Origin of the sequence: Mesorhizobium sp. BH1-1-4 (assembly GCF_020165665.1) — a bacterium.
Classification (GTDB): domain Bacteria; phylum Pseudomonadota; class Alphaproteobacteria; order Rhizobiales; family Rhizobiaceae; genus Mesorhizobium.
This window is the reverse complement of record NZ_JAIUIN010000010.1, coordinates 165053-189696: the sequence shown is the minus strand read 5'-3', so window position 1 is coordinate 189696 and position 24644 is coordinate 165053. Positions and strand designations below refer to the sequence as shown.

Sequence of the window (24644 nt, the reverse complement as noted above, 5' to 3'; positions counted from 1 at the left end):
GCTTGGTGAAATCAAAACGAGCCCGACCCGGCCTCGCCATGTTCGGTGATCACCGCATCGAAACCATCCATGCCGGAGAAGAAGGCGCGCTTGAGCTTGCCGATCTTGCTCGAATCGATGACCAGGTAGTTTTCCCGCGCCAGGCTCATCACCTTCTGCTTCACCACCGCCTCGTGGAAATGCTCGCAAGTGGCGCCGCGCTTGGCGTCGACGCCGGCAGCCGATAGGAAGGCGGCGTTGATGCCGACGCTCTTCAGGATGTCGAAATCATGCGTGCCCGAGAATGACGCCGAGGCCGGATGATAGACGCCGCCCAGCATGATGATCGTGACATTGGCCTTGCGGCTCAGCCGCTCCGCGATATTCATGGCATAACATATTGCCGTTATTTGGTAATTGTCGGGGATGAGATCGATCAGATGGATCAGCGTCGTGCCGCAGTCGACGAAGATCGTCTCGTCGGGCCGTATCTTGCGCACCGCGTGCACACAGGCTTCGCGCTTCGCCGCCGCGTGGCTGTCGGCCGCGGTCGCCAGTTCGTAGGGAATATCGGCTTCGATCTCGGCCGCCGCCAATATGTGCCCACCGAGATAGGCGATCTGCCCCTGGTTGTTGGCGATGTCGCGCCGCACCGTCATTTCGGAGACGCCGAGCAGCGTGGCCGCTTCGCTGAGATGGATAACCCGCCGTTCCGACAAGAGATGGATCAGCCGGGCTGTCCTTTGCGCTTTGCGAGCAGTCATGCGTGAGGCCTGTCGGTCACCTGAAATGTGAGGAATTTAACAACTGCTCACGCTCGGATGCAAGCGACGCGTGCGGACCGCCCGCCGTGAGCCACGAACATGCCTGTTTACAAGGCTGTTGCCTGCCTGAACCGATGGTGCCGACCATCAGGCGCTGGTGGATTTCCCCGCCCCGAACCGCAGCCCGTCCATCAACAGCTTGACCAGCCGGCGCGAGCGGTCGCGCCACTCGGGCGTGTCGGGTGCCGAGTAGATGCCGCCGAGCGCGTGCAGCACGTCGGAGGCATCGACGTCGCCGCGGATCGTGCCGTCGGCCACCGCCGCCTCGACCAGTTGCCGCAGCGCCTGCGACACCCTGCCCGACGTGTCGGAAAACAGCGTTGAATTGGTGGTGAACAGGATGCGCAGGCTGGTCGAGAGTCCCCGCTTGGTGGCGATATAGTCGACGAAGCGGCGCATCCATTCTTCCAGCGCGACATCGGAGGCATGTTTTCCCGCAAGCTCGCTCGCCGCCGCGCACAGCGCCTCCACCTCGCGGCGGTAAACCACTTCGACCAGATGCTCGCGCGTTGGGAAATGCCGGTAGAGCGTGCCGATCCCGACGCCGGCCTGGCGCGCGATCTTCTCGAGCGAAGCGTCGATGCCGCGCTCGGCGAAGATTGAAGCCGCCACCTCGACCAATCGGTCGCGGTTGCGCCGCGCATCGGCGCGCAGCGGTTTTTGCGCCGTCTCGGGCTTTGGTTCGACAGATGCGGGCGGCTCAAAAGCCAATTTTTTTCTCCACCTGGGATATGGGGGCTTGAACCATGCCTGGCCAGCCCCCACGTAAATAAACGGAGGCACCTCCGCTTTTAGTGGAGAAGCCTTATCATATAATCAGGGGAACCGGTATGTCACGTCTCTCGAAGCCGCAAGCCGCCACTTTCCCAACCCGGTGGAGATTGGCTGTCGCCTGACCTTGCCCTTCCCCGCCTCTACCCCAATTCATTCCCCTCAGCGTCAAGCAACTGGAGCCAGACGCCCATGACCAGCCTTCCCATCTCGCTCACCGTCAACGGACACCGACACGAACTTGAGGTCGACCCCCGCGTCACCTTGCTAGACCTGCTGCGCGAGCGGCTTGACCTCACCGGCACCAAGAAGGGCTGCGACCGCGGCCAGTGCGGCGCCTGCACGGTGCTGGTCGACGGCAAACGTATAAACTCCTGCCTGGCGCTGGCGCTCAGCCATGACGGCGCCGAGGTGCTGACCATCGAAGGTGTCGCTCACGGCGAAGAACTGCATCCGGTGCAGGCCGCCTTCATCAGCCATGACGGTTTCCAGTGCGGTTTCTGCACGCCCGGCCAGATCATGAGCACGCTCGGCCTGATCGCCGAGGGCCAGGCCGGCAACGATCCCGAACGCATCCGCGAGGGGCTGAGCGGCAACATATGCCGCTGCGCGGCCTATGGCGGCATCGTCGAGGCGGTCCTGGAAGCCCAGGAGCAACTTGCCAAGGCCAACCGGAGGACAGCGGCATGAGAGACTTCGATTATATCAGGCCCACCTCCATCCCCGATGCCATCGCGGCGGCGGCCGAGCCGGGTTCGGCCTACCTGGCCGGCGGCACCAATTTGCTTGACTTGATGAAGGGCGGTGTCACCAGCCCCGAGCGCATCATTGACATCTCGCGGCTGCCGGAACTCAACCGCACCGAAAGGCTGGACGATGGCGGCCTGCGCATCGGCGCGCTGGTCCGCAATGCCGACCTTGCCCATGACCCGGCGTTCGCCAAGGACTATCCGGCGGTGGCGGAAGCGCTGCTGTCAGGCGCCTCCGCGCAGCTTCGCAACGCCGCCACTGTCGGCGGCAATCTCCTGCAACGCACGCGCTGCAGCTATTTCTACGACACCGCCAGCGCCTGCAACAAGCGTGTATCAGGCGCGGGCTGCGCGGCACTTGGTGGCGAAAACCGCCTGCACGCCGTGCTTGGCTGGAGCGATGCCTGCATCGCCACCCATCCATCGGACTTCTGCGTGCCGCTGGTGGCGCTTGACGCCGTTGTCGAGATCGAAGGCACAAGGGGCCGGCGTCATGTCACGCTGGAGGAATTCCACCGACTTCCCGGCGCAGCGCCGCAGCGGGAGAATGCGCTGGAGCCCGGCGACCTGATCGTCGCCGTGCGCCTGCCGGCGGAGGCTGCCTCCTTCGCCGCCAATGCCCGCTACCTGAAAGTCCGTGAGCGCACCTCCTATGCTTTCGCCGTTGTCTCGGCCGCGGCGGCACTCGTCGTCGACGGCGGCAAGATCCGCGCAGCAAGGCTGGCGCTCGGCGGCGTCGCGGCCAAGCCGTGGCGCGCGCGCGCGGCGGAAGCCGTGCTGCTTGGCGCGGACGCCAATGAAGCGACCTTTGCCAGCGCGGCCAATGCCGCATTGGCCGATGCCAGCCCTTCCGGTGACAATGCCTTCAAGATCGAGCTTGCCCGCCGCATCGTGGTCAGGGCGCTGATGTCAGCGCAGGCGGGAACGCCCGAGCGGCTGCCGGCCCTGCCTGCCTCCCCCTTTTCCTCTATTCCCGGAGCGCGCCATGACGCTTGAACTCAGCTTCAACCAGCAACCCGGCCATCTCAGGCAAGGCTCCAGCATTGGCCAGCCGCTGACCCGCCGCGATGGCTTTCTCAAGGTCACCGGTGCCGCGCGCTACGCGGCCGACAACCATCCGCCGGGCACGCTCTACGCCGTGCTCGCTGTCGCGAGCATCGCGCGCGGCCGCGTTGCCTCGCTGGATGTCGAGGCGGCCAAGGCGCATTCGGGCGTGGTCGAGGTGATGACACCCAGGAACCGGCCGGCGCTCGCCACCGACCCGGATGCCAAGGACCATCCGTTCATGTTCCGGCTCGACCTGCTGCAGAACGACCAAGTCCGCTACCCCAACCAGAGCATCGCCGTGGTGATCGCAGAAACGCTGGAGGCGGCGACCGAAGGGGCGGCACTGCTGTCACCGCGCTATGAAGCATTGCCGGCGCGCGTCGGTCTCGACGGCGCCAAAAGCTTCGTGCCGCGTGGTGTCGGCGTCGGCAACCCGGCGGTCCAGGAGAAGGGCGATGTCGAGGCCGGCCTCAAATCGGCGAAGACGCGGATCGAGGCCTCCTACGAGACGCCGGCCCAGTACCACAACGCCATGGAGCCGCATGCAATCGTCGCCGCCTGGGATGGCGACAGGCTGTCGATCGACACGCCGAGCCAGGGCCTTGCCATGGCGCAGGGCCGCATCGCCGGTCTGTTTGGCATCCCGCCGCAAAACGTCCATATTCGCAGCCCTTTCCTGGGCGGCGGCTTCGGCTCCAAGGGCATGATTTCGGGGCCGCAAGTGCTGGGCATTCTGGCGGCCAGGCTTGTCGGCCGCCCGGTCAAACTGGTGCTCCGGCGCGAGCAGATGTTCGGCCCGGTCGGCCATCGCGCCCCGACTCGCCAGACATTGCGCATGGGCATGGATGGCGAAGGGCGGCTGACGGCGATCGACCACCGCGCCAAGACCGCGTCAAGCACGTTCGACGATTTCTTCGAACCGGCGGCGGACGCTTCGCACACGCTCTATGCCAGCCCGGCCATCGCCACATCGCACGAGGCCGTGCGGCTCGACACCGGTACGCCGCTGTTCATGCGGGCGCCCGGCGAAGCCACCGGCTCGATCGCGCTTGAGAGCGCCATCGATGAGGCGGCGCATGCCTGCGGCATGGACCCGCTGGAATTCCGCCTGAAGAACTATGCCGAAGTCGAGCCGATGACCGGCAAGCCGTTTTCCTCCAAGGCGTTGCGCGAATGCTATAGCCAAGCCGCGAAGGCATTCGGCTGGGCGAGCCGCCCGCTTCAGCCGCGACTGATGCGCGACGCCGACGGTTTCCTCACCGGCTGGGGCTTGGGCACGGCGACTTTCCCCGCACTCATGTTCCAGGCCGAGGCACGCGCGGTGCTGCGGGCCGACGGCAGCGGCTTGATGGAGACCGGCGCCCAGGACATGGGGCAAGGCGCCTGGACCGCTTTCGCCCAGATCGCCGCCGACGGGCTGGGGCTCGACATCGACCAGGTCGATTTCAGGGCCGGCAGCTCCGACCTGCCCAATGCAGGCATTGCTGGCGGCTCCGGCCACACGGCGACGGCCGGCATGGCGATCCACAATGCGGGTGCCGCCGTCATCGCCAGGCTCGCCGATCTCGCCACCGGCAACGAGGCCTCGCCCTTGTTCGGCGCCGGCAATGAGGGCGTTGTGGCGCGCGGCGGCCGGCTGTATCGCCGCGACGACGAGAACCGGAGCGAAAGCTATGGGGAGATCCTGACCCGCGCGGGCCTCATCGAGATCGAAGGCCACGGCACGGGCGCCCCGGATCCGGCGTTCCAGGAAGCCTATGCCAAGCACGCGCATGGCGCGGTATTCGCCGAAGTGAAGGTCGATCCCGATTTCGGGCAGATCCGCGTCACAAGGCTGGTCGGCGCGTTCGCCGCCGGGCGGGTCATCAATCCCAGGCTGGTGCGCAGCCAGTATTATGGCGGCATGATCTGGGGCGTCTCCTTCGCGCTGCACGAGGAAGCCATCACCGACCGGCGCTCTGGCCGCATCCAGAATGCCAACCTCGCCGAATACCATGTCCCGGTGAATGCCGACGTGCCGTCGGTCGAGGCGATCCTGGTCCATGAGGACGACCCTTACGTCAACGCGCTCGGCATCAAGGGCGTCGGCGAAATCGGCGTCACCGGCACGGCCGGCGCGGTTGCCAATGCCGTCTGGCATGCGACCGGCGTGAGGCCTCGCCGCTTTCCGATCCGCATCGAGGACCTGCTGGGGTGAGGAGTGGTCCGCGTGGCGGACGGGAAGCCAATTGCCCGGCTTCCCGGACGACGACCGCCTGAAGCGACAGCAAAGGCCGGGCAGTTTTAACCAGCCGGCAGCCCGGCCGCGCAACGTGATCAACCGACTTCGCGTCAAGCAACTGGAGCCAGACGCCCATGACGAAAATGACCAAAATTCCCGTTCATCTCGATATCAACGGCCAGCATCACGAGTTGCAACTCGAACCGCGTGTCACGCTGCTCGACGCCTTGCGCGATCGCCTCGGCCTGACCGGCACCAAGAAGGGCTGCGACCATGGCCAGTGCGGCGCCTGCACGGTCCATGTCGACGGCGAGCGCGTGCTGGCCTGCCTGACGCTGGCAGCGCAAGCCGAGGGCCGCACGATCACCACCATAGAGGGGCTTGCACGGGAGGGCGAACTGCATCCCGTGCAGGCTGCCTTCCTCGAACAGGACGCCTTCCAGTGCGGCTATTGCACATCGGGCCAGATCATGTCGGCGGTGGCCTGCATCCGCGAGGGCCATGCCGGCTCGGACGAAGAAATCCGCGAATATATGGCCGGCAATCTCTGCCGCTGCGGCGCCTATCCGCACATCGTCGCCGCCGTGCGCCAGGCGGCGCTGGAGGTCGCGTCATGAGGGATTTTTCCTATCTTCGCGCCACCTCGGCCGACGCCGCCCGCCAGGCGGCGGCACTCCCCGGCGCGATGCTGCTCGCCGGCGGCACGACGCTGATCGACCTCGCCAAATGCGGCGTCGCCGAGCCCGACACGCTGGTCGACATAACGCATCTCGAGGGGCTCGACCGGATCGAGATCGACGAGCGCGGCGCCGTCATCGGGGCGCTCGCCAGAATGGGCCATGTCGCCGACCACGCGGACATCAAGAGCCGCTTCCCCGCCATATCCGAGGCGCTGTGGCAGGCGGCATCGGCGCAGATCCGCAACATGGCGACCATCGGCGGCAATCTGATGCAGCGCACGCGCTGCCCCTATTTCCGCGATCCCTCGAACTTCGCCGCCTGCAACAAGCGCGAACCCGGAAGCGGTTGTTCGGCGATAGGCGGCGTCACCAGGGGCCATGCCGTGCTCGGCACCAGCGAGGCCTGCATCGCCCTGTATCCCGGCGACCTCGCCGCAGCACTTGTCGCTTTCGATGCGGTCGTCCATCTCGGCGATCGGCGCATCCCGGTCGACGACTTTTTCCTGCTGCCGGGCACGACGCCCGACAAGGAACACGCGATCGAACCGGGCGAGACGATCACCGCCATCGAAATCCCCGCCTCCGCGGCCGCGCGGCGCTCGACCTACCTGAAAGTCCGCGACCGGCAGTCCTATGAATTCGCCGCGGCCAGTGCCGCCGTCGGGCTAGAACTGGAATCCGACGGACGCACCATCCGCGATCTGCGCGTGGCGCTCGGTGGCGTTGCCACCAAGCCCTGGCGAGCAAGGGCCGTGGAAGACGCCTTGAAGGGCAAGGCATTGGAGCCGGAAACTGTCCGCGCGGCCAGCCTGCTCGCCGTCGAAGGCGCCGTCGATCATGGCGCCAACCACTACAAGATCGAACTCGCGCCGCGCGTCGTCGCACGCGCCATCCTCAAATTGGGAGAAGCGGCATGACCGTTCACAACATCAGAGTTGGTGAAACAAAACGGGGCGACGCCGCCGACGGCGCACTGGTGGAGGCCGTCGGCGGCCGGCTGTCGCGCGTCGACGGCCCGGCCAAGATCACGGGTGCGGCCAGATACGCGGTCGAGCAGCAGCTCGAAGGGCTCGCTTATGCCGTGCTGGTCGAAAGCACCATCGCATCCGGCAAGGTGCGCGCCATCGACAGCAAGGCGGCCGAGGCGGCACCGGGCGTGCTCGAGGTGCTGACGCCAGACACCATCATCAGCCTGAGAACCGCGGCGGACTGGTTCGGCACGCCGCCGCCCGACAAGCCCTATTGCCCCCTGGCGCGCGACATCACCTTCTCGGGCCAGCATGTCGCGGCCGTCGTCGCCGAGACCTTCGAGCAGGCCGTGGCCGCCGCGGCGATGGTCAAGGTCAGCTATGACGAGACGCCTGCCATCGTCGACCTCAGCGACGGCAAGGCCGGCGACGGCATCCCGGTCGATGCCATGACCAAGGAATGGGGCGACGCGGCCGCCGCCTTCGCCTCCGCCCCGGTCAGGATCTGCGCCGCCTACAACACGCCGCGCGAATACCAGGCGCCGATGGAGCCGCATGGCCTGATCGCGCGCTGGGAGGGCGACCACCTCACCGTGTGGGAACCGAGCCAGTGGCTGGACGGCATGGCCCGCACCTATGCCGAATGGTTCGGCGTACCCTTCGAGAATGTGCGGCTGGTGTCGCCCTATGTCGGCGGCGGCTTCGGCTCCAAGGCGCTGGCGCTCGGCCATGGCGCGATTGCCGCGAGTGCCGCCAAAATGCTCGGCCGGCCGGTGCGGCTGGTGATGACGCGGGCGCAGACCTTCACCGGCTATGGCGGCCGCGCCGCGACCCGCCAGACAGTGACGATCGGCGCCGACCATGACGGAAAAATCCAGTCGATCGTGCATCGCGGCGTCAACGAAACCTCGATCGAGGGCATGTGGGTCGAGCCGCTGGGCTCGGTCACCTCGATCATGTACGCGACGCCGAATTTCTCATCGAAACAGAACGTCGTGCGGGTGAATTCGGTGGTGCCGGGCGCCATGCGCGCGCCGGGCGAAAACCCCTCGGCCTTCGGCATCGAGAGCGCCATCGACGAGCTCGCTTACGAGGTCGGCATCGATCCGCTGGAAATCCGGCTGAGGAACTATGCCGAGCAGGATCCGCATGCGAAAAAAGCTTGGTCGACCAGGCAGTTGCGCGAGGCCTTCGCGGCGGGCGCCGAACGCTTCGGCTGGGCCAGGCGCTCGCCTGAGCCACGCTCGATGCGCGACGGCAACCATCTGATCGGCTGGGGCGTCGCCGCCGGCACCTATCCGGTGCGGCGCGCCTATGGCGAGGCCATCGTGCGCATCCTGGCCGACGGCTCGGTCGAGGTCGAAAGCTCCTCCATCGACATGGGCCAGGGCACCTACACCATCCTGGCGCAGACCGCCGCCGAGACGGTCGGCGTGAGCGCCGACGACGTCGTGGTGAAACTGGGCGACTCCCGCTTTCCCCGTGCCGGTGTCTCCGGCGGCTCGCGGCTGGCCGGCGTGATGACCGGCGCGGTCCACAAGGCGGCGACCTCGGCGCTCGACCAACTGGTGGGGCTCGCCATCAGCGATCCGCGCTCGCCCTTCCACGCGCTGCAGGCCAATACTTTGGTCGTCGCCAAGGGCCGCATCACCGCGCCACGCGGCGATGGCCCCGATGTCTCGATCTCCGAACTGCTCAAAAGCGTCGGCCGGGAGCATATCGAGGCGACGGGCGACACCATGCCGGTCAACTCGAGCGCCGAAGACCGTTACAAGAACTACACCACCATCGCCATGGCGCTGCCGCACACCGAGGGCGACTATTCCCGTCACTCCTGGTGCGCGCATTTCGTCGAGGTGCGCGTCGACGAGGATTTCGGCACGGTGCGCGTGTCGCGCGTGGTTTCGGCGCTGGATTCGGGCCGGCTCTACAATCCGAAGCTGGCCGAAAGCCAATGGAAGGGCGGCATCATCATGGGCATCGGCCAGGCGCTGCTCGAAGAAGGCATCGTCGACCGCCGCCACGGCCGCATCGTCAACAACAACCTCGCCGACTATCTCGTGCCGACCAATGCCGACATCCCCGACATCGAGACGATCTCGGTCGGCATCCCCGACCCCCACTCCTCGGTGCTCGGCGGCAAGGGCGTCGGCGAACTGGCGATCGTCGGCATCGCGCCGGCCATCGCCAATGCGGTCTTCCACGCGACGGGAAAGCGGATCAGGGATCTGCCGATCACCCTGGAGAAGCTGATTTAGACAGAGGCGTGGTGCGAGGCGCCCCCCTCTGCCCTGCCGGGCATCTCCCCCTCAAGGGGGGAGATTGGCAGCTTTGGCGCTCCGCCAGCTCGACAGCCTTGATCATTGGCGAAGACGATGAAGCGAATGATCTCCCTCCTTGAGGGGGAGATGGCCGGCAGGCCAGAGGGGGGCGGCCAAGCGCAAACCTCACCATTCCAATGCGAAAACCAGCTTGCCGAAATGCAGGCCGCCGGCGGCCATGTGGGCGTAGGCTTCGGTCGCCTCACCAGGTGAAAACACCTTGTCGACGACCGGCTCGATCCCCGCCGCGCCGATGGCCCGGGCGGCGTCGATGAGATCGGACACAGATCCGGTGTTGTTGCCGACCACCTTCAGCGCCTTGATGATGATCGGCAGCAGGTTGATCGTGGCCTCGGCGCCGGTGACGAAGCCTATGGTGAACAGCGTGCCGCCGGGCGCGGTGGCGTTGACGGCGCGGGCGAAGGTGGCGCTGCCGCCGGTCTCGACCACGAGGTCGGCGCCGAGGCCGTCGGTCAGCTCCAGCACCTTGCCCTCCCAGTCTGATGTCGCGCGGTAGTTGATGAGATGATCGGCGCCCAGGGTCTTCGCCCGTTCCAGCTTTTCGTCCGACGACGAGGTGATGATGACGGTGGCGCCGGCGGCTTTCGCGAGTTGCAGGGTAAAAATCGAGACGCCGCCAGTGCCAAGCAGGACGACGACCGAGCCCGGACCGACATTGGCGGCGCGGATGGCGTTCCAGGCGGTGGTGCCGGCGATCGGCAGCGTCGAGGCCGCCTCGAAGGAGAGGTGCGCCGGCACCGGCACCAGCGAATTGGCCGGCAACACGACATATTCGGCCAATGATCCCGGCAGCGAGACGCCGCGCATCTGCGTCATCTCGTAAGGCCGCGGCGGGCCGCCGATCCAGCGCGGCTTGGCATGGGCGACGACGCGATCGCCGATGGCGAACCTCGTCACGCCCTCGCCCAGCGCGACGATCTCGCCGGCGCCGTCGGCGACGGGAATGAGCGGGAAACTCGGTCCGGGATAATTGCCGCTCGCCACCGCCACATCGACGAAATTGAGGCTCGCCGCACGCTGGCGGATCAGCACCTCGCCGCGCTGCGGTTCGGGGTCCGCGACAGTGGCGGCGCGGAAGGCGCCCAGCTTGGGCTGGCTGAGTTCGATGGCTTTCATGGTTTCACTCCGGTGGACGATTGATGGATTGAGTGAACCTATTTGCTGCGCTATCTCTGGATAATCCTTGTTTTCTGCAATTGAGAACTGTGAATGATGCAGCAATCTCACGAGCCCGCGACCCTTGCCGAAATGGCTGCCTTCGCCGCCATCGCCGAGGCGCGGTCCTTCACCAGGGCGGCGGCCCGTGTCGGGCGTGACGCGACCATCCTGTCGCGGCGCCTGCAATCGCTGGAGGCGCGGCTGGGGGTAAGGTTGCTCTCGCGCACGACGCGCAGCGTGTCGCTGACCGAAGCGGGGGCCGAGTTCCTGGTGCGCGTGCGCGCCATTCTCGCTTCCGTCGACGAGGCCGAGGCCGTCGCGTCCGCGCATACGGGCGGGCGCCCGCGCGGCGTGCTCAGGCTGGCGCTGCCCGGCACGTTCGGGCGCATGTGGATCGGGCCGCTACTGCCTCAATTCCTTGCCGAATTTCCCGATGTCCGCATCGAGGCCGAATTCTCCAACCGCTTCACCGACCTGGTCGCCGAGAATTTCGACGTCGCCGTGCGGCTGGGCAGCCTGGAGGATTCGCGCCTGGTGGCGCGCAAGGTGGCGACGCGGCGCCGGCTGCTCTGCGCGGCTCCCTCCTATCTCGCCCGCAGGGGCAGCCCGGAAACACCGCAAGCGCTGCTCGACCATTCTTGCCTGGGCTTCTCGGGCTTCCAGACCTTTCCGGCCTGGGAGATGACCGACCGCGAGGGCCGGCGCGCGCGCGTCGAGGTTTCGGGGCCCCTGGTCAGCGACGATGCCGAGGTGCTGGTCCAGGCCGCCGTGCAAGGCGCCGGCCTGATGATGAGCACCGACTGGCTGGTCGGCCGCGAGCTCGCCGACGGACGGCTGGTGCCCGTGCTGGAGGAATGGACGCTGGCGGACGAAGGCGCGGTCTATGTCGTCACGCCCTCGGCCAAGGGAAAGGCCGCCAAGACCCGCGCCTTCGCCGACTGGATCGGCAAGCGCTTCGCGCCGGAGCCGCCGTGGAGGGGGTGAGTATGCTGGAGCGTCTATCCCAGGCGTGACGCCCGGTCGCCGCCCCTACTCCGGCGACGGCACCGGCGGCTTCGATGTTAGCGCGGTGCCGGCAGCGGCGACAATGACCGCCGCGATGCCGGCCAGTTGCGGCATGGTCAGGCTTTCGCGCAGGAACAGGAACCCGGCGAGCGCGCCGAGGCCCGGCTCCAGGCAGGTCAGCGTGCCGTAGATGCGGGCAGGCATGCGGGTCAGCGCCACCATTTCCAGGAAGAATGGCAGCGCGCTGGAGAACAGGCCGACGAGCAGCGCGCTGACCAGGATCGAGGGTGCTACCAGGCCGCTGCCCGCCTCGGCAATGCCGAAGGGCAGCACCAGAACGGCGGCGATGGCCATGCCATAGGCGGTGGTGCGGGTGCCGAGTTCGGCGCCCGCCTTCTGCGCCAGCACGATATAGAGCGCCCAGAAACCGCCGGCCGCCAGCGCCAGCATCACCCCGATCGGATCGAGCGGCTTTAGCGAGTGGATAAAGGGCGACAACAGCACGATGCCGGCGACGGCAAGCGCGATCCAGGCAAAGTCACTGGCGCGCCGCGAGGTCAGCGTCGCCACCAGCAGCGGCCCGGAAAATTCGAGCGCCACCGCGACGCCGAGCGGGATCCTGGCAAGGGCGGCGTAGAACAGAAGGTTGAGCGCACAGAGCGTCACCCCATAGGCGACCAGCCACGGCAGAGTGGCGCGCGAGGGCCGCATCTGCCAGGGCCGCAGCACGGCGATCAGCATCAGCGCGCCGATGACCAGCCTCAGCGTCGTCGTGCCTTGCGCGCCGATCACCGGGAACAGCGTCTTGGCGAAGGTGGCGCCGATCTGGATCGACACCATCGCGCCCATCAGCGCCGCGACCGGCAAGGGTGCTGCTTCGCGGCTGGCAACCGGCATTGATGTCACGTTGGTCCATCCTCCATGCCGGCAGGCGGAAACCTGCCGGCAGCAACGCAATAGGGTGAACCGGCCTGGCTGTCGTGATGCAGTGCGGATGCCTCGATGAGGGCACGGCTAAATGGCGGCGAGCATCGCCGTCGAACGTCACATCAGGTCGCTGCGCCCGTCCGGCAGTCTCGTGATCGCTGCCAGGACCAGCAGCGCTGCGGCGCCCAAAAGCGCCATCGCGCCGAGCGACCAGGCAATGCCGACATGCACGATGGCGACCGACAAGGCAAAAGGCGCGACGGCCGACACGATCAGCCGGGCCGACATCACCCGCCCCTGCAGCCGGCCGTAGCCCTCGCTGCCGAACAGCGTCAGCGGCAACGAGCCGGTGACGATGCTGAAAAGCCCGTTGCCCATGCCGAAGATGACGGCGAACGCCATCGCACCGGCGATGGAGGGCGCGGTACTATCCAACACGACCACACCGGCCGTCATCAGGCTGGCCGAGATGATGGCAAGCATCAGCGGCGACAGCTGGCCGCCGAAGACCATGTTGACGAAACGGCTCAACACCTGTGACGGCCCGAACAGCGTTCCGACGATGGCGGCGGTCGCGCCGAGGCCAAGTCCGGAAAGCAGCGGCACCATATGCACCAGCACGGCGGCGGCGATCAGGTTCTGCAGCGAGAAGGCAATGACCATCAGCGCCAGGCCGAGCGGCCGCGACGAGGCGGGAAGCGATCCCTTGATATGCCGTGGCGGCGCGCTTGCCGCCCGCCTGCCCTTGGCAAGCCCATGCGAGAGCCAGGCGTGCAGCGGCAGGCAGACAAGCAGGTTCAGCCCCGCGAAGACAAGATAGACGCTTTGCCACGACATGTGCGCGTGCAAGGCCGAGGTGATCGGCCAGAACACGGTCGAGGCGAAGCCGGCAATGAGGGTGAGGTAGGTAATGCCGCGTTGCGCGGCATGCGGCCTGATCTGCACCAGCAGCGCGAAGGCGGCGCCGTACTGCACCAGGTTCGATGCCACTTCGAGGACGATCAGCGCCGCCACGAAAGCCACGGCCGTGGGAGCGCTCGCGCAGGCGGCGAGTGCCGCCGCTGCCAGCACCGAGCCGGCGGTCATGACTTTCCCGGCGCCGAAGCGGTCTATCCAGCGTCCCAGCCAGGGCGCCGTCAGGCCGCCAACCAGCAAGGCGGCCGAAAGCGCGCCGAAAATCCATTCGGTCGGCCACCCCAAATCCCTCGCCATGTCGGCGGCAAGGATGCTGAAGCTGTAATAGAGCGTGCCATAGCCGATGATCTGGGTGATCCCCAGGGCGGCAATCGCGGCTATCGGCGCGCGTTCCGAGGCATCGAGGTCGGATAGGCCCCGATCACTTGCTGCCACGGTCACCGGTGACCACCTCGCCGTCTTCCTTGGTGAAATGGTTCACCGGATGGTCAAGCAGGTCGAGCACAAGCTCGGACGGCCGGCACAGCCGCGTCCCTTTGGACGTCTCGACGATCGGCCGGTTGATCAGGATCGGATGCCTCAGCATGACATCGAGCAGCTGCTCGTCGCTGCATTTGGGATCGGCAAGGCCAAGCTCGGCATAGGGCGTGCCCTTTTCGCGCAGTACAGCGCGCACCGGAATTCCCATGGCGGCGATCAACTGGCGCAGGCGGTCCCGGCTGGGCGGATGTTTCAGATACTCGATGACGACAGGCTCCTCGCCACTCGCCCTGATCATGGCAAGCGTGTTGCGCGAGGTGCCGCAGTCGGGATTGTGGTAGATCGTTACGGTCATGGCGCGGCCTCGACGGCAAGAGATTGGATTTCGGATTTCGGCTGCAGCAGCCACGTCATCAACACCAGCGCGAAGCCGGCGCCTGCGAACTCGGCGGCGATGAAGCCGGGAAGACTTGCCGGGCTGATTCCGGAATACGTGTCCGTGAGCGCCCTCGCCACCGCGACCGCGGGATTGGCGAAGGAGGTCGAGGCGGTGAACCAATAGGCAGCGGTGATATAGAGGCCAACCAGCCAGGGCACGGCCACGCGTTCGAAGCGCAGGCCGGCGAGGATGACGGCAAGCAAGCCGAAGGTCGCGACGCCTTCCGAAAGCCATTGCCCGGCACCGGTGCGGCCATGCGTCGACAGCGCCAGCGGCGCCAGGTCGAACATCAGATGCGCGATCGCCGTGCCGGCAATGCCGCCGGTAAGCTGGGCCAGCATATACAGGGCGCAGTCGCCGGCCGACAGCCGGCGCGAAAACGTCAGGGCGAGCGACACGGCCGGATTAAAATGGGCACCGGATATCGGGCCGAGGATCGTGATCAGCACGACGAGGCTCGCACCGGTTGGCAGCGTGTTGCAGAGAAGTGCCAGCGCGCCGTCGCTCGTCAGCGACTGTGCCATGATCCCCGAACCGACGACCGTGGCCACCAGCAGCGTCGTGCCGAGGCTTTCCGCGACCAGACGACGCGGCAGGTCGAACTGCCGCTCGACTGTCATCGCGCCGTCTCCCGCGCATCGGCCGCACAGCAGCTTGGCGTCAGCGCCGGCGCGCAGATTTCCGGCCGTCCGGAGCAGCAATCCTCCATCAGGAACCGGATCAGCCCGCTCAGCGCTTCATACTCGGCGCTGTAGACCATCGAGCGGGAATCGCGGCGCACGCTTACCAGCCCTGCCCGTTCGAGTTCCTTCAGGTGGAAGCTCACATTCGAGGCCGAGACCTCGACCTTCTCGGCGATGGCGCCCGCGGCAATACCATCCGGACCCGCGATCACCAGATGCCGCAGGATGCGCAGCCGCGTTTCCTGCGAAAGGGCCGCGAAGGCCGACAGGGCTTGACGTTCATCCATATTTCAACAATCCTAGAAATGTTGAAACAAGGATTACCGCACATGCTCGCCTCTGACAATCGGGAATTTGAACCCGCCACTGGTGACCCCGAGGACATCACCATCGCTGGTCTCCTGGGCTTTCTGGCCGGCCACGAGGACAGGCAGCTGGTGTTTTTCCATGATGGCCGGTCGGTGAAGCCCGGCTACCACGTCACCGAGGTGAAGGCCGGCACATTCGCCGCGCTGGACTGCGGCGCCAACCCGGAAGCCTGGGCCGAGATCTTCATCCAGCTCTGGGACGTCGACGAGGGCGACCGGATGCATATGCCGGCCGGGAAATTCTCTGCGATCATCCGCAAGGTGACCGAGCATGTCGATCTCGACCCTTCCGCCCGGCTGACCTTCGAGGTCAGCGACGGTGTGCGTCCGATCGCGCTTTATCGGGCCGCCCTTCCCCAGCTCGCCGACGGCGCCGTGCATGTCGACCTTTCGCCCCGGCCGGCAAGCTGCAAGCCGCGCGACCGTTGGCAGGAGGAGGGTCGAAAACCCAAGGCCTGCTGCGAGCCTCCCGTCGGCTCGCAACCGTGTTGCGGATAAATCGCTCGCCTCCAAGCAAGGAAGGCTTCGTCCCTCAGTTCAGGGTTGGCATCGGGCGACAGTCCCGGTGTGATGCACCATCCAACTCGCTGTTTCACCCAATTACCAAGGGAAAACGCTAGGCACACTTCAGGAACGGCCTTAGGCCGCGGCGGCGGAGCGCTTGAACACGATCGTGACCCGGGTGCCCGCATCGGCGCTGGAAGCCACGTCGAACTCGGCCTTGGCGTTCTCCGTCAGCGACTGGGCGATGAGGGCGCCGAGCTTGCCTTGCTTGGGCCAGCTCTCGCCTTCCGGCAAGCCGATCCCATCATCGGCGACGACGACGCGGCAGCCATCACCGTTCACGACGCTATGCAGCGTGATCGTCCCGCTGTCACGCCCGCGAAATGCATGTTTGAGCGCGTTGGTCAGCAGTTCGTTGACCACCAGGCCAGTGGGCATGGCAACGTTGATGGAGACCGGATAGGTGTCCACCTTCATGTCGAGGCGAATGCCCTCGACAGCATGCGAGGCCATTACGGCCGAAGCGATCTGGCTGAGATAAACGCCGAGATCGACCTCTTCCTTGTGCTCCTCGCCCGAAAGCGTCTGATAGAGGATCGCCAGAGCATCGACGCGGCCGGCCAGTCTTTCGAATCGCTTCTGGTCCGGCTCGGTCGCATTGCGCGTTTCGAGCCGGATCAAGGCGGTGATCATTTGCAGATTGTTCTTCACCCGGTGCTGCAATTCGCGCAGCAAAGTGTCCTTCTCGCGGACCCGCTCCTCGATCGAACGTGCATCTTCGGTCTCGCCATGCGCCGAGACGTCGACCAGTGCCACCAGACGGAAGCAGGCCCTGCCATTGTCATCCTCGATGACGTTGGAATAGACGTCCACGATGGTAGGTTTGTCCTCGACCCGCTCCAGCCGGAACGTACCGATGAAATCGGTATCGTCTACCACCGCGTCGGACAGCGCGCGATCTTTGTTCTGGTGCAGGCCGACGCCGGAAAGTGCCGCCCAGTCCATCTGGGCGAGCCTGGCCGCCTTCAAGCCGGACAGTTTCTCGAACTCCGGATTGGCATAGACAACACGTTCCTGCCCGCCGAGATCCGAAACCGCGATTGCAATCGGCACCTGGTCGAGGAATTTCTTAAACTGTTCGCTTTCCAGCGCGCTGGCTAGATCCGGCGTTTCGAGCAACTGCTCGACCGTCTCCGCCTTGTCTGAATTCGACGTCATATTGTGCATCCAGGACATTTCTGGATGGCACTAATATCAGCGAAGTGACGGGCGAGCTATCGCCAAAGCGGCAGTTCCAACGGCATCATGAATAGGCCGGCACCAGCCTGGTCTCGCGCAACGGCAGCGCCATGGTGAAATGCAGGCCGTCGCGAAGATAGTTCAGCCTGATGCTGGCATCGCATTGCACGGCCACCACCTTTTCCAGGAGCGTCGTGCCGAAACCGCGCCGCGTTGGCGGCTCGACCCTGGGGCCGTCCAGTTCCTTCCAGTCGAGATTGACGATCCGCGCGTCGCCGGCCCTGCCGACCGACCAGCGCACGTCGAGCCGGCCGAGCGGGCGCGAGAGCGCGCCGAACTTGGAAGAGTTGGAGGCAAGTTCATGGAACGCCATGCCGACCGGGATCGCGATATCGGCAATCAGCGCGACATCGGGGCCTTCGATCACGATGCGAGGCGTGTCGCGCGTCTCGTAATGACGAAGCTCCCGCTCCAGCAGCTTGTGCAAAGAGGCCGTTTGCCAATAATCATCGGTCAGCATCGAGTGCGTGTCGGCCAGGGAGACGATCCGGGCCGAGAAGTCCTTCATGAAATCCTCGATGCTGCCGCTCGACCTGGCGGTTGCTCCCATCATCGCCCGCACATTGGCCAGTGTGTTCTTGACGCGATGATGCAACTCGCGGATGAGAAGCTTCTGCCGGTCGGCGACCTCCTGCTTCTGTTCGATATAGGATTTGACCTCAAGCTGGCGAGCGCGTGCGCGCAGCGCCGAGCGCACGGAATTGGTCAGGCTCGACGCCAGGAAGGGCCTCTCCAGCACGATGAGGTAGCGATCGAGAAAGGCCAGTCGCTTGTCGAAATCGGTCCCGCGCATCACCAGGAGCACGATCGGAAAATCCGACCATGCCGGCTGCCTTTCGAGCCACGCCGCAAGACGGCCTCGATCCACGTTGATAAGGGCTTCCTCGGCAACCACCAGGCACTGAGCCTGCTCCAGCAGCGGCAAGGTGTCCTCGAGGGAAGAGCAGATGTGCGCGTCTATCTTGCTCGCCGCCAGAATAGAGACGGCGATCCGGGCGTCGCGTCCGACCGGAGTCAGCACGAGCACGGAGGTTTCCGCTGCCGTCACGACGGCTTGTCCTTGAGAAGGTCGGACTGCTTGCCCTCGAAAAACGGCACGCCGGTCAGGATGCCGCGAAACTCCTCCAGCGGCACGCCCACGGCAACCCCGGTGCCGCTGATCTTGAACTCGCGGATCGTATCCTCGTGCGGACCGACGCGCTTCTTGACCACCGAGATGGCACGGCGCAGGCGCCCGCCACTTTCGAAGAAGCGCAGCAGCATTATGGCATCGCATAGATACGTCATGTCGACGGGAGCGGCCATCTGGCCGATGAGCCCGTGATTGGCCAGAAGCAGGATGGTGACCACGCCCCTCTGGTTGAGGTAAGTCAGGATCTCGTGCATCTGCAGCAGCAGGTGCTGCTCCTCGGACAGCGCATTGAGATAGCCGGTAAGGCTGTCGATGACGACGATTCTCGCGTCCGATTGCTCCACCCCCGACTGGATGCGCGTCGACAGCTCACCAGGTGAAAGCTCGGCCGGATCGACCTGCTCGAGCAACAGGGAGCCGTCATTGACGTAACTGGCGAAATCCATGCCTAGGCTAGCCGCCCTGGCGAGGAAGATGCGCTTGGTTTCGTCGAACAGCAGCACCAGCACCCGCTCGCCGCGCGCAAGCGCTGCATGGGCGTAGGTGCAGGCAATGCTCGACTTGCCGATGCCGGAAGGCCCCATCAGCAACGTGCTGGTACCGCGATCGAGGCCGCCACCGATCAGTGCGTCGAGGGAGCTCGTGCTCACTGCCGGCGTGCCGTGCTCGCCCAGCTCATGCTCGGAGGCGACAAGCCGGGGAAACACCACGACGCCGCCCGGACGGATGGCGAAATCGTGGAAGCCACCACGGATCTGCACACCGCGCATCTTGATGACGCGCAGGCGCCGCCTTTCGCCGCCATAGGCCGGCGACAGCTGCTCCATTCGAATAACGCCGTGGCTGATCGAATGCAGGTTGAGATCGTCATGCTCGGCGGTAAGGTCGTCGAGCAGCAGCACGGTGGCGTTGTTGAGCAGAAAAAAGCTTTTCAGCGCCAGCACCTGCCGGCGATAGCGCAAGGACCCTTGCGACAGCAGCCGGATCTCCGACAACGAATCGAACACCACCCGGTCGGGCTTTATGCGCTCTATCTCGGCAAGCGCCGACTGCACGGTTTCGCCAAGCTCCAGATCTGACGAATGCACCAGCGTCTGCAACTGGGAGGGATCGAGACTGAGCTCGGGCGGCACCAGTTCGAGGATCTCGATGCCATTCAGATCCCAGCCATGGCGACCCGCGACCGACAGCAGTTCGCGCCTGCTCTCCGACAGTGTGATGTAAAGGCATGTCTCGCCCTTGCGGGCGCCCTCGATCAGGAACTGCAGGCCGACGGTCGTCTTGCCGGATCCGGGCCTGCCCTCGACGAGATGCGAGCGGAATTTGGCGTAGCCCCCTCGCAGCACATAGTCGAGGCCTTCAACGCCGGAAGCGACTGGTGAGGCATCGTCTTCTTTGTCCACATTATCCCCTCGTGTTTCGTGAACACCGTAACGGACGTGGGTTGCGATGGTTCCCCAGCCGGGAGCGCTCCTAAACACAAACCGGTCAGCCCTGGCCCGCCGCCTTAGCCAGCCGCGGACCGGTCTTGACGTCGACGATCTCGGGCCTGGCGGTATCGACCGCGCCGTCCCAGCCGCCGCCGAGCGCCTTGTTGAGGGCGATGTAGTTGGTCGCCAGCAGGACGCGGCTCTGTAGCAGCGAATCCTCGGCAGAGTAGAGCGAGCGCTGGGCGTCGAGCACGTCGAGCAGGCTGGTCTCGCCGGCCTTGTAGAGCGTGCCTTCCAGCCGCGCCGCATCGCCATAGGATTTCGCCGACGAGGCTAGCTTGCCGATCCGGATACGCTCCTGCGCCAGCGAGACGAGCGCGTTCTCGACATCCTCGAGCGCGGTCAGCACCGAAGACCGGTAGGCGATGAAATACTGGTCGCGCTGCGCCTGAGCCACCTCAACGGCCGCCTTGAGCTGCCCGGCATTGAACAGCGGCACGCTGAGGGTCGGCCCGAAGGACCAGCCGATAGAGGAATTCTTGCCGAGATCGCCGAGCTTGTAGGCCGTGGTGCTGATGTCCCCGGTCAGGCTGACCGTGGGATAGCGCGCGGCTTCCGCCTGGCCGACCTTGGCGGTGTATTGCGCGTATTGCCGCTCGGCCATGAGCACATCCGGGCGCGACAGCAGGATGTCGGCGGGGATGCCGGTCGGGATCGGCAGCCGTGGCGCCGGGATCGGGGCGCTTCGCTTCAGCCGCTCGCTGAGCGCGGCCGGCGGCCGGCCGGTGAGCACCGAAAGCCGGTGCACGGCCTCGGCATAGCTTGCTTCCAGTGTCGGCACCGAGGCCTCGGTACTGCTGGCCTGCCCCATCGCCTTGGCGACATCGGCGGCGGTCGCGGTACCCGCCTGCGCCATGGTGCGCGTGAGTTCGGCGGTCTGCCGTTGCGATGCGGCCGAGCGCCGGGCGAGCGCGATGCGCGCCTGGTAGCCGCGCGCCTGGGCATAATAGGACGCCACGTCGCCAACCAGCGTCAGCAGCGTCGAGCGCAGTTCCTGCTCGGACGCGTCCACGTCGTAGCGCGCCGCCTCGACGCCCCTGCGGTTGGCGCCGAACAGGTCGAGTTCCCAGCTGGCGTCGAAGCCGGACTGGTACTGGCTGTAGATGGAATCGGTCCCCGATGTGGTCGCGGCCGACTTGTTGCGGGTGACCGACCCGGAGCCATCCGCCGAAGGCAGCAACGTGCCGGCGGACTGCCGGTAGCTGGCGCGCGCCTCGCGGATCTTGGCCCTGGCGGTCGCGACATCGAGATTGCCGGCGACCGCCTCCTCGACAAGCGTGTCGAGCTGCGGGTCGCGCAGGCGCCGCCACCATTGCGACAGCCGCGCCGGCTGGACGGATTTCGGCGGCTTCTGGCCGCTCCAGTTTGCCGGCATCGGCAGGATGGGCGTCCGATAGTCGGGGCCGACGACGCATCCGGCGAGCATGGCCGCGCTGAGGATGGGCGCAAGGAACCGCTTCGCGGCCACCGAGCCACGTTCAAGACCTGTCATGTGAAGAACCCTTATTGCTGGTTGGCCGTCACCGGCGTTTCGCCCGTATCCTGCCCAGGATCTGGTTTGGCCACCCTGCCCTTGAAGATGCGCCGTACCGTGACGAACAGCAGCGGCACCATGAACACGCCGATCACGGTCGCCGCGATCATGCCGCCCATCACGCCGATGCCGACGGAGTTCTGCGCGCCCGAGCCCGCGCCGCTGGCGATCGCGAGCGGCGTGACGCCCAGGATGAAGGCCAGCGATGTCATCAGGATCGGCCGCAATCGTTGTCGCGCCGCTTCCAGCGTCGCCTCGACCAGCCCCATCCCGGCCGCCTGCCGCTCGATGGCGAACTCGACGATCAGGATGGCGTTCTTGGCGGCAAGGCCGATCGTGGTCAGCAGGCCGACCTTGAAATAAACGTCGTTGGTCTGGCCGAACAGCGTTGCCGCCGCCAGCGCGCCGAAGATGCCGATCGGCACCGACAGCATGACCGCGAACGGGATCGACCAGCTCTCGTAAAGCGCGGCCAGGCACAGGAACACGACCAGCGCCGAGATCGCGTAGAGCGACAGCGCCTGGTTGCCCGAAAGCCGCTCCTGATGCGACAGCCCCGTCCATTCATGCGAATATCCGGGAGGCAGTTGCGCGACGAGTTTGTCGATCTCGTCCATCGCCGCGCCCGAGCTCACGCCCGCCGCCGCCGCGCCCTGGATCTCGACCGCGGCCGAACCATTGTAGCGTTCGAGCCGGGGCGAGCCGAATGTCCAGTGGCTGGAGGCGAAGGCCGAGAACGGCACCATGGCGCCGCTGGCATTGCGCACCTGCCATTTGTCGAGATCCTCCGGCTGCATGCGGAAATTCGCGTCCGACTGCATGTAGACCGGCTTCACCCGCCCGCGATCGATGAAGTCGTTGACATAGTCGCTGCCCCAGGCGCTGGACAGCGTGTTGTTGATGTCGGCAAGGCTGACACCCAGCGCACTGGCCTTCTCCTGGTCGATGTCGACCGAGAATTGCGGCTGATCCTCCTGGCCATTGGGACGCGTGTTGGCGAGCACCTTGCTCCCCGCGGCAAGAGCCAGAAGCTGGTTGCGCGTCTGGATCAGCGCGTCATGGCCGGCGCCATTGACGTCCTGCAGGTAGAAATCGAAGCCGTTGGTATTACCAAAGCCCTGGATGGCGGGCGGCGCCAGCGCGAAGACCTGCGCGTCCCTGATCTCTCGGAAGGCGCCCATGGCGCGGCCGGCAATCGCCTGCGCGGCCATCGCGGGCGACTTGCGCTGGGCGAAATCCTTCAGCCGCACGAAGCCGATGCCGACATTCTGCCCGGCGCCGCCGAAGCCGAAGCCCGAGGCGGTGAAGACCCCATCGACGGCGTCTTTTTCGTCCTTGAGATAATGGTCGGTGACTTGCTTCAGCACGCGTTCGGTGCGGTCCTGCGTGGCGCCGACCGGCAATTGCACGCTGGTGATCAGGATGCCCTGGTCCTCTTCCGGCAGGAACGAACTCGGCAGCCGGGCAAACATCCAGCCCATGGCGATGACGATGGCCAGGAACACGGCGAGGAAGCGCCAGGACCGGTTGATGATGCCGTGCGAGCCGTCGCGATAGGCCGTGGTGCCGCGATCGAACATGCGGTTGAACCAGCCGAACGGGCCTGTCTGCGTGGCATGGTCCTTCGGCCGGCGCAGGATCGTGGCGCAAAGGGCCGGCGTCAGCACAAGCGCCACCAGCACGGACAACACCATGGCCGAGACGATGGTCACCGAGAACTGCCGGTAGATGATACCGGTCGAGCCGCCGAAGAAGGCCATCGGCACGAACACCGCCGACAGCACGGTGGCGATGCCGACCAGCGCGCCGGTTATCTCGTTCATCGATTTTCGCGTCGCCTCCTTCGGCGACAAATCTTCCTCCTGCATGACGCGCTCGACATTTTCGGCGACCACGATGGCGTCGTCGACGAGCAGGCCGATGGCCAGCACCATGGCGAACATGGTCAGCGTGTTGACCGAATAACCGAACAGCGCCAGCACGCCGAACGTGCCGAGCAGCACCACCGGCACCGCGATGGTCGGGATGATGGTGGCCCGCAGATTCTGCAGGAAGATGAACATCACCAGGAACACCAGCACGATCGCCTCGGCCAGCGTCTTGACCACCTCCTCGATCGACAGCCGCACGAAGGGCGAAGTGTCGTAGGGGTAGACGACCTCGACCCCTTGCGGGAAGGTCGAGCTCAGCCGGTTGATCGTCGAGCGCACCGCCTCGGCGGTGCTAATGGCGTTGGCGCCGGTCGCCAGGCTGACGGCGACGCCCGCCGCCGGCTTGCCGTTATAGTTGGCCTGCGTCGTATAGCTCTCGGCACCGAGTTCGACGGTGGCGACGTCGTTGAGGCGGACCAGCGAACCGTCCGTCTGGCTCTTCAGGATGATGTTGCGGAACTGTTCGGCGGTCTGCAGCCGGCTCTTGGCGGTCACGGTGGCGTTGAGCTGCTGGCCCTTGCGCGCCGGCAGGCCGCCGAGCTGGCCGGCCGAAACCTGCGTGTTCTGCGCCTCGATCGCGCTCGCCACGTCATTCGGCATCAGCGCGTATTTGGCGAGCTTGTCGGGGTCGAGCCAGATGCGCATGGCGTAGCCCGAGCCGAAAAGCTGCGTCGAACCGACGCCTTCGACGCGCTTCAGCGTGTCGTTGACGGTGGCGTCGACATAGTCGGCGAGGTCGGTCGAGTTCATCTTGCCGTCGCTGGAGACGAAGCCGATGACCATCAGGAAGCCGGTCGAGGACTTTGAAACCGTGATGCCGTTGCTCTGCACCACCTGCGGCAGCTGCGACTGCACCAGCTGCAGCTTGTTCTGCGTCTGCACTTGGGCGGTGTCGGGATCGGCCGTACTGGTGAAGGTCAGCGTGATCGAGGCCGAGCCGGTCGAGGTCGACGTCGCCGTCATGTAGTCGAGATTGTCGATGCCCGTCATGCCTTGCTCGATGACCTTGGTCACCGAATTCTCGACCGTCTGCGCGTCGGCGCCGGGATAGGTGGCGGAAATGTTGACCGTGGTCGGCGCGATCTGCGGATATTGCGAGATCGGCAGCGTGGTGAGCGCGAGCAGGCCGCCCAGCATGATCACGATTGCGATCACCCAGGCGAAGATCGGCCGGTTGATGAAAAATGCTGACATCGTC

General features: G+C 65.9%; 21 protein-coding genes. 8 read left to right on the top strand and 13 right to left on the bottom strand.

The window, feature by feature from the left end; translation table 11 throughout:
• Positions 1-11 precede the first annotated feature (11 nt).
• Complete coding sequence (locus tag LB569_RS19095; protein ID WP_224693662.1) at positions 12-743, bottom strand: DeoR/GlpR family DNA-binding transcription regulator; 732 nt, start codon at positions 741-743, stop codon at positions 12-14.
• A 147-nt stretch (positions 744-890) separates the two neighbouring features.
• The gene (locus tag LB569_RS19090; RefSeq protein ID WP_224693661.1) at positions 891-1514 is read right to left on the bottom strand and encodes a TetR/AcrR family transcriptional regulator; all 624 of its coding nucleotides are present in this window, start codon (positions 1512-1514) and stop codon (positions 891-893) included.
• A gap of 252 nt (positions 1515-1766) precedes the next feature.
• Here LB569_RS19090 and LB569_RS19085 point away from each other — a divergent pair, with 252 nt between their 5' ends.
• The 6 genes from LB569_RS19085 to LB569_RS19060 all read left to right on the top strand — a co-directional run bounded on the left by LB569_RS19085 (position 1767) and on the right by LB569_RS19060 (position 9497).
• Entirely contained in the window at positions 1767-2264 is a 498-nt protein-coding gene (locus tag LB569_RS19085) for a (2Fe-2S)-binding protein (protein ID WP_140708678.1), read from the top strand.
• Positions 2261-3319 (top strand): FAD binding domain-containing protein, encoded by a 1059-nt coding sequence (locus tag LB569_RS19080; RefSeq protein WP_224693660.1) that lies wholly within the window; start codon positions 2261-2263, stop codon positions 3317-3319. Before LB569_RS19085 ends, LB569_RS19080 begins: the two co-directional genes overlap by 4 nt.
• Positions 3309-5567, top strand: a complete 2259-nt coding sequence (locus tag LB569_RS19075) for a xanthine dehydrogenase family protein molybdopterin-binding subunit (RefSeq protein ID WP_140708682.1) — start codon at positions 3309-3311, stop codon at positions 5565-5567. The genes LB569_RS19080 and LB569_RS19075 overlap by 11 nt, the downstream gene beginning before the upstream one ends.
• Positions 5568-5734: 167 nt before the next feature.
• On the top strand, positions 5735-6208 hold the full coding sequence (locus LB569_RS19070; protein ID WP_224693704.1) for a (2Fe-2S)-binding protein: 474 nt from the start codon (positions 5735-5737) through the stop codon (positions 6206-6208).
• Positions 6205-7188 carry an FAD binding domain-containing protein gene (locus tag LB569_RS19065; protein ID WP_224693659.1) on the top strand — a complete coding sequence of 328 codons (984 nt, stop codon included), beginning with the start codon at positions 6205-6207 and terminating at the stop codon, positions 7186-7188. Before LB569_RS19070 ends, LB569_RS19065 begins: the two co-directional genes overlap by 4 nt.
• A complete protein-coding gene (locus tag LB569_RS19060) occupies positions 7185-9497 on the top strand; it encodes a xanthine dehydrogenase family protein molybdopterin-binding subunit (protein ID WP_224693658.1) in 2313 nt (770 codons plus the stop codon). The genes LB569_RS19065 and LB569_RS19060 overlap by 4 nt, the downstream gene beginning before the upstream one ends.
• 189 nt (positions 9498-9686) lie before the next feature.
• Here the strand turns inward: LB569_RS19060 and LB569_RS19055 are convergent, their stop codons facing one another.
• Complete coding sequence (locus LB569_RS19055; protein WP_224693657.1) at positions 9687-10697, bottom strand: zinc-dependent alcohol dehydrogenase family protein; 1011 nt, start codon at positions 10695-10697, stop codon at positions 9687-9689.
• 96 nt (positions 10698-10793) lie between these two features.
• Here LB569_RS19055 and LB569_RS19050 point away from each other — a divergent pair, with 96 nt between their 5' ends.
• The gene (locus LB569_RS19050) at positions 10794-11723 is read left to right on the top strand and encodes a LysR family transcriptional regulator (protein WP_224693703.1); all 930 of its coding nucleotides are present in this window, start codon (positions 10794-10796) and stop codon (positions 11721-11723) included.
• Positions 11724-11768: 45 nt separating this feature from the next.
• Here the strand turns inward: LB569_RS19050 and LB569_RS19045 are convergent, their stop codons facing one another.
• The 5 genes from LB569_RS19045 to LB569_RS19025 form a co-directional block, all read right to left on the bottom strand.
• Positions 11769-12650 (bottom strand): EamA family transporter, encoded by an 882-nt coding sequence (locus LB569_RS19045; protein WP_224693656.1) that lies wholly within the window; start codon positions 12648-12650, stop codon positions 11769-11771.
• Between the two features lie 138 nt (positions 12651-12788).
• Positions 12789-14027: an arsenite efflux MFS transporter ArsK gene (gene arsK / locus LB569_RS19040; RefSeq protein WP_224693655.1), complete on the bottom strand. Its 1239-nt coding sequence runs from the start codon at positions 14025-14027 to the stop codon at positions 12789-12791.
• Positions 14008-14421, bottom strand: a complete 414-nt coding sequence (arsC, locus tag LB569_RS19035) for an arsenate reductase (glutaredoxin) (protein ID WP_224693654.1) — start codon at positions 14419-14421, stop codon at positions 14008-14010. Before arsC ends, arsK begins: the two co-directional genes overlap by 20 nt.
• The gene (locus LB569_RS19030) at positions 14418-15125 is read right to left on the bottom strand and encodes an aquaporin (RefSeq protein WP_224693653.1); all 708 of its coding nucleotides are present in this window, start codon (positions 15123-15125) and stop codon (positions 14418-14420) included. The genes arsC and LB569_RS19030 overlap by 4 nt, the downstream gene beginning before the upstream one ends.
• Positions 15122-15475 (bottom strand): ArsR/SmtB family transcription factor, encoded by a 354-nt coding sequence (locus tag LB569_RS19025; RefSeq protein ID WP_140708696.1) that lies wholly within the window; start codon positions 15473-15475, stop codon positions 15122-15124. The genes LB569_RS19030 and LB569_RS19025 overlap by 4 nt, the downstream gene beginning before the upstream one ends.
• A 42-nt stretch (positions 15476-15517) precedes the next feature.
• On the opposite strand from LB569_RS19025, the gene LB569_RS19020 reads away from it, so the two are divergent.
• Complete coding sequence (locus LB569_RS19020) at positions 15518-16054, top strand: DUF6428 family protein (RefSeq protein WP_224693652.1); 537 nt, start codon at positions 15518-15520, stop codon at positions 16052-16054.
• A 141-nt stretch (positions 16055-16195) separates the two neighbouring features.
• Here LB569_RS19020 and LB569_RS19015 read toward each other — a convergent pair whose 3' ends face one another.
• From LB569_RS19015 to LB569_RS18995, 5 genes are all read right to left on the bottom strand, one after another.
• Entirely contained in the window at positions 16196-17278 is a 1083-nt protein-coding gene (locus LB569_RS19015; protein ID WP_224693651.1) for a sensor histidine kinase, read from the bottom strand.
• 85 nt (positions 17279-17363) lie between these two features.
• Entirely contained in the window at positions 17364-18407 is a 1044-nt protein-coding gene (locus tag LB569_RS19010) for a sensor histidine kinase (protein ID WP_224542719.1), read from the bottom strand.
• Positions 18404-19894 carry an ATPase domain-containing protein gene (locus tag LB569_RS19005; protein WP_224693650.1) on the bottom strand — a complete coding sequence of 497 codons (1491 nt, stop codon included), beginning with the start codon at positions 19892-19894 and terminating at the stop codon, positions 18404-18406. Before LB569_RS19005 ends, LB569_RS19010 begins: the two co-directional genes overlap by 4 nt.
• An 85-nt stretch (positions 19895-19979) precedes the next feature.
• Complete coding sequence (locus tag LB569_RS19000; RefSeq protein WP_224693649.1) at positions 19980-21473, bottom strand: efflux transporter outer membrane subunit; 1494 nt, start codon at positions 21471-21473, stop codon at positions 19980-19982.
• A gap of 11 nt (positions 21474-21484) precedes the next feature.
• A complete protein-coding gene (locus LB569_RS18995) occupies positions 21485-24640 on the bottom strand; it encodes an efflux RND transporter permease subunit (RefSeq protein WP_224693648.1) in 3156 nt (1051 codons plus the stop codon).
• Positions 24641-24644: the final 4 nt, after the last annotated feature.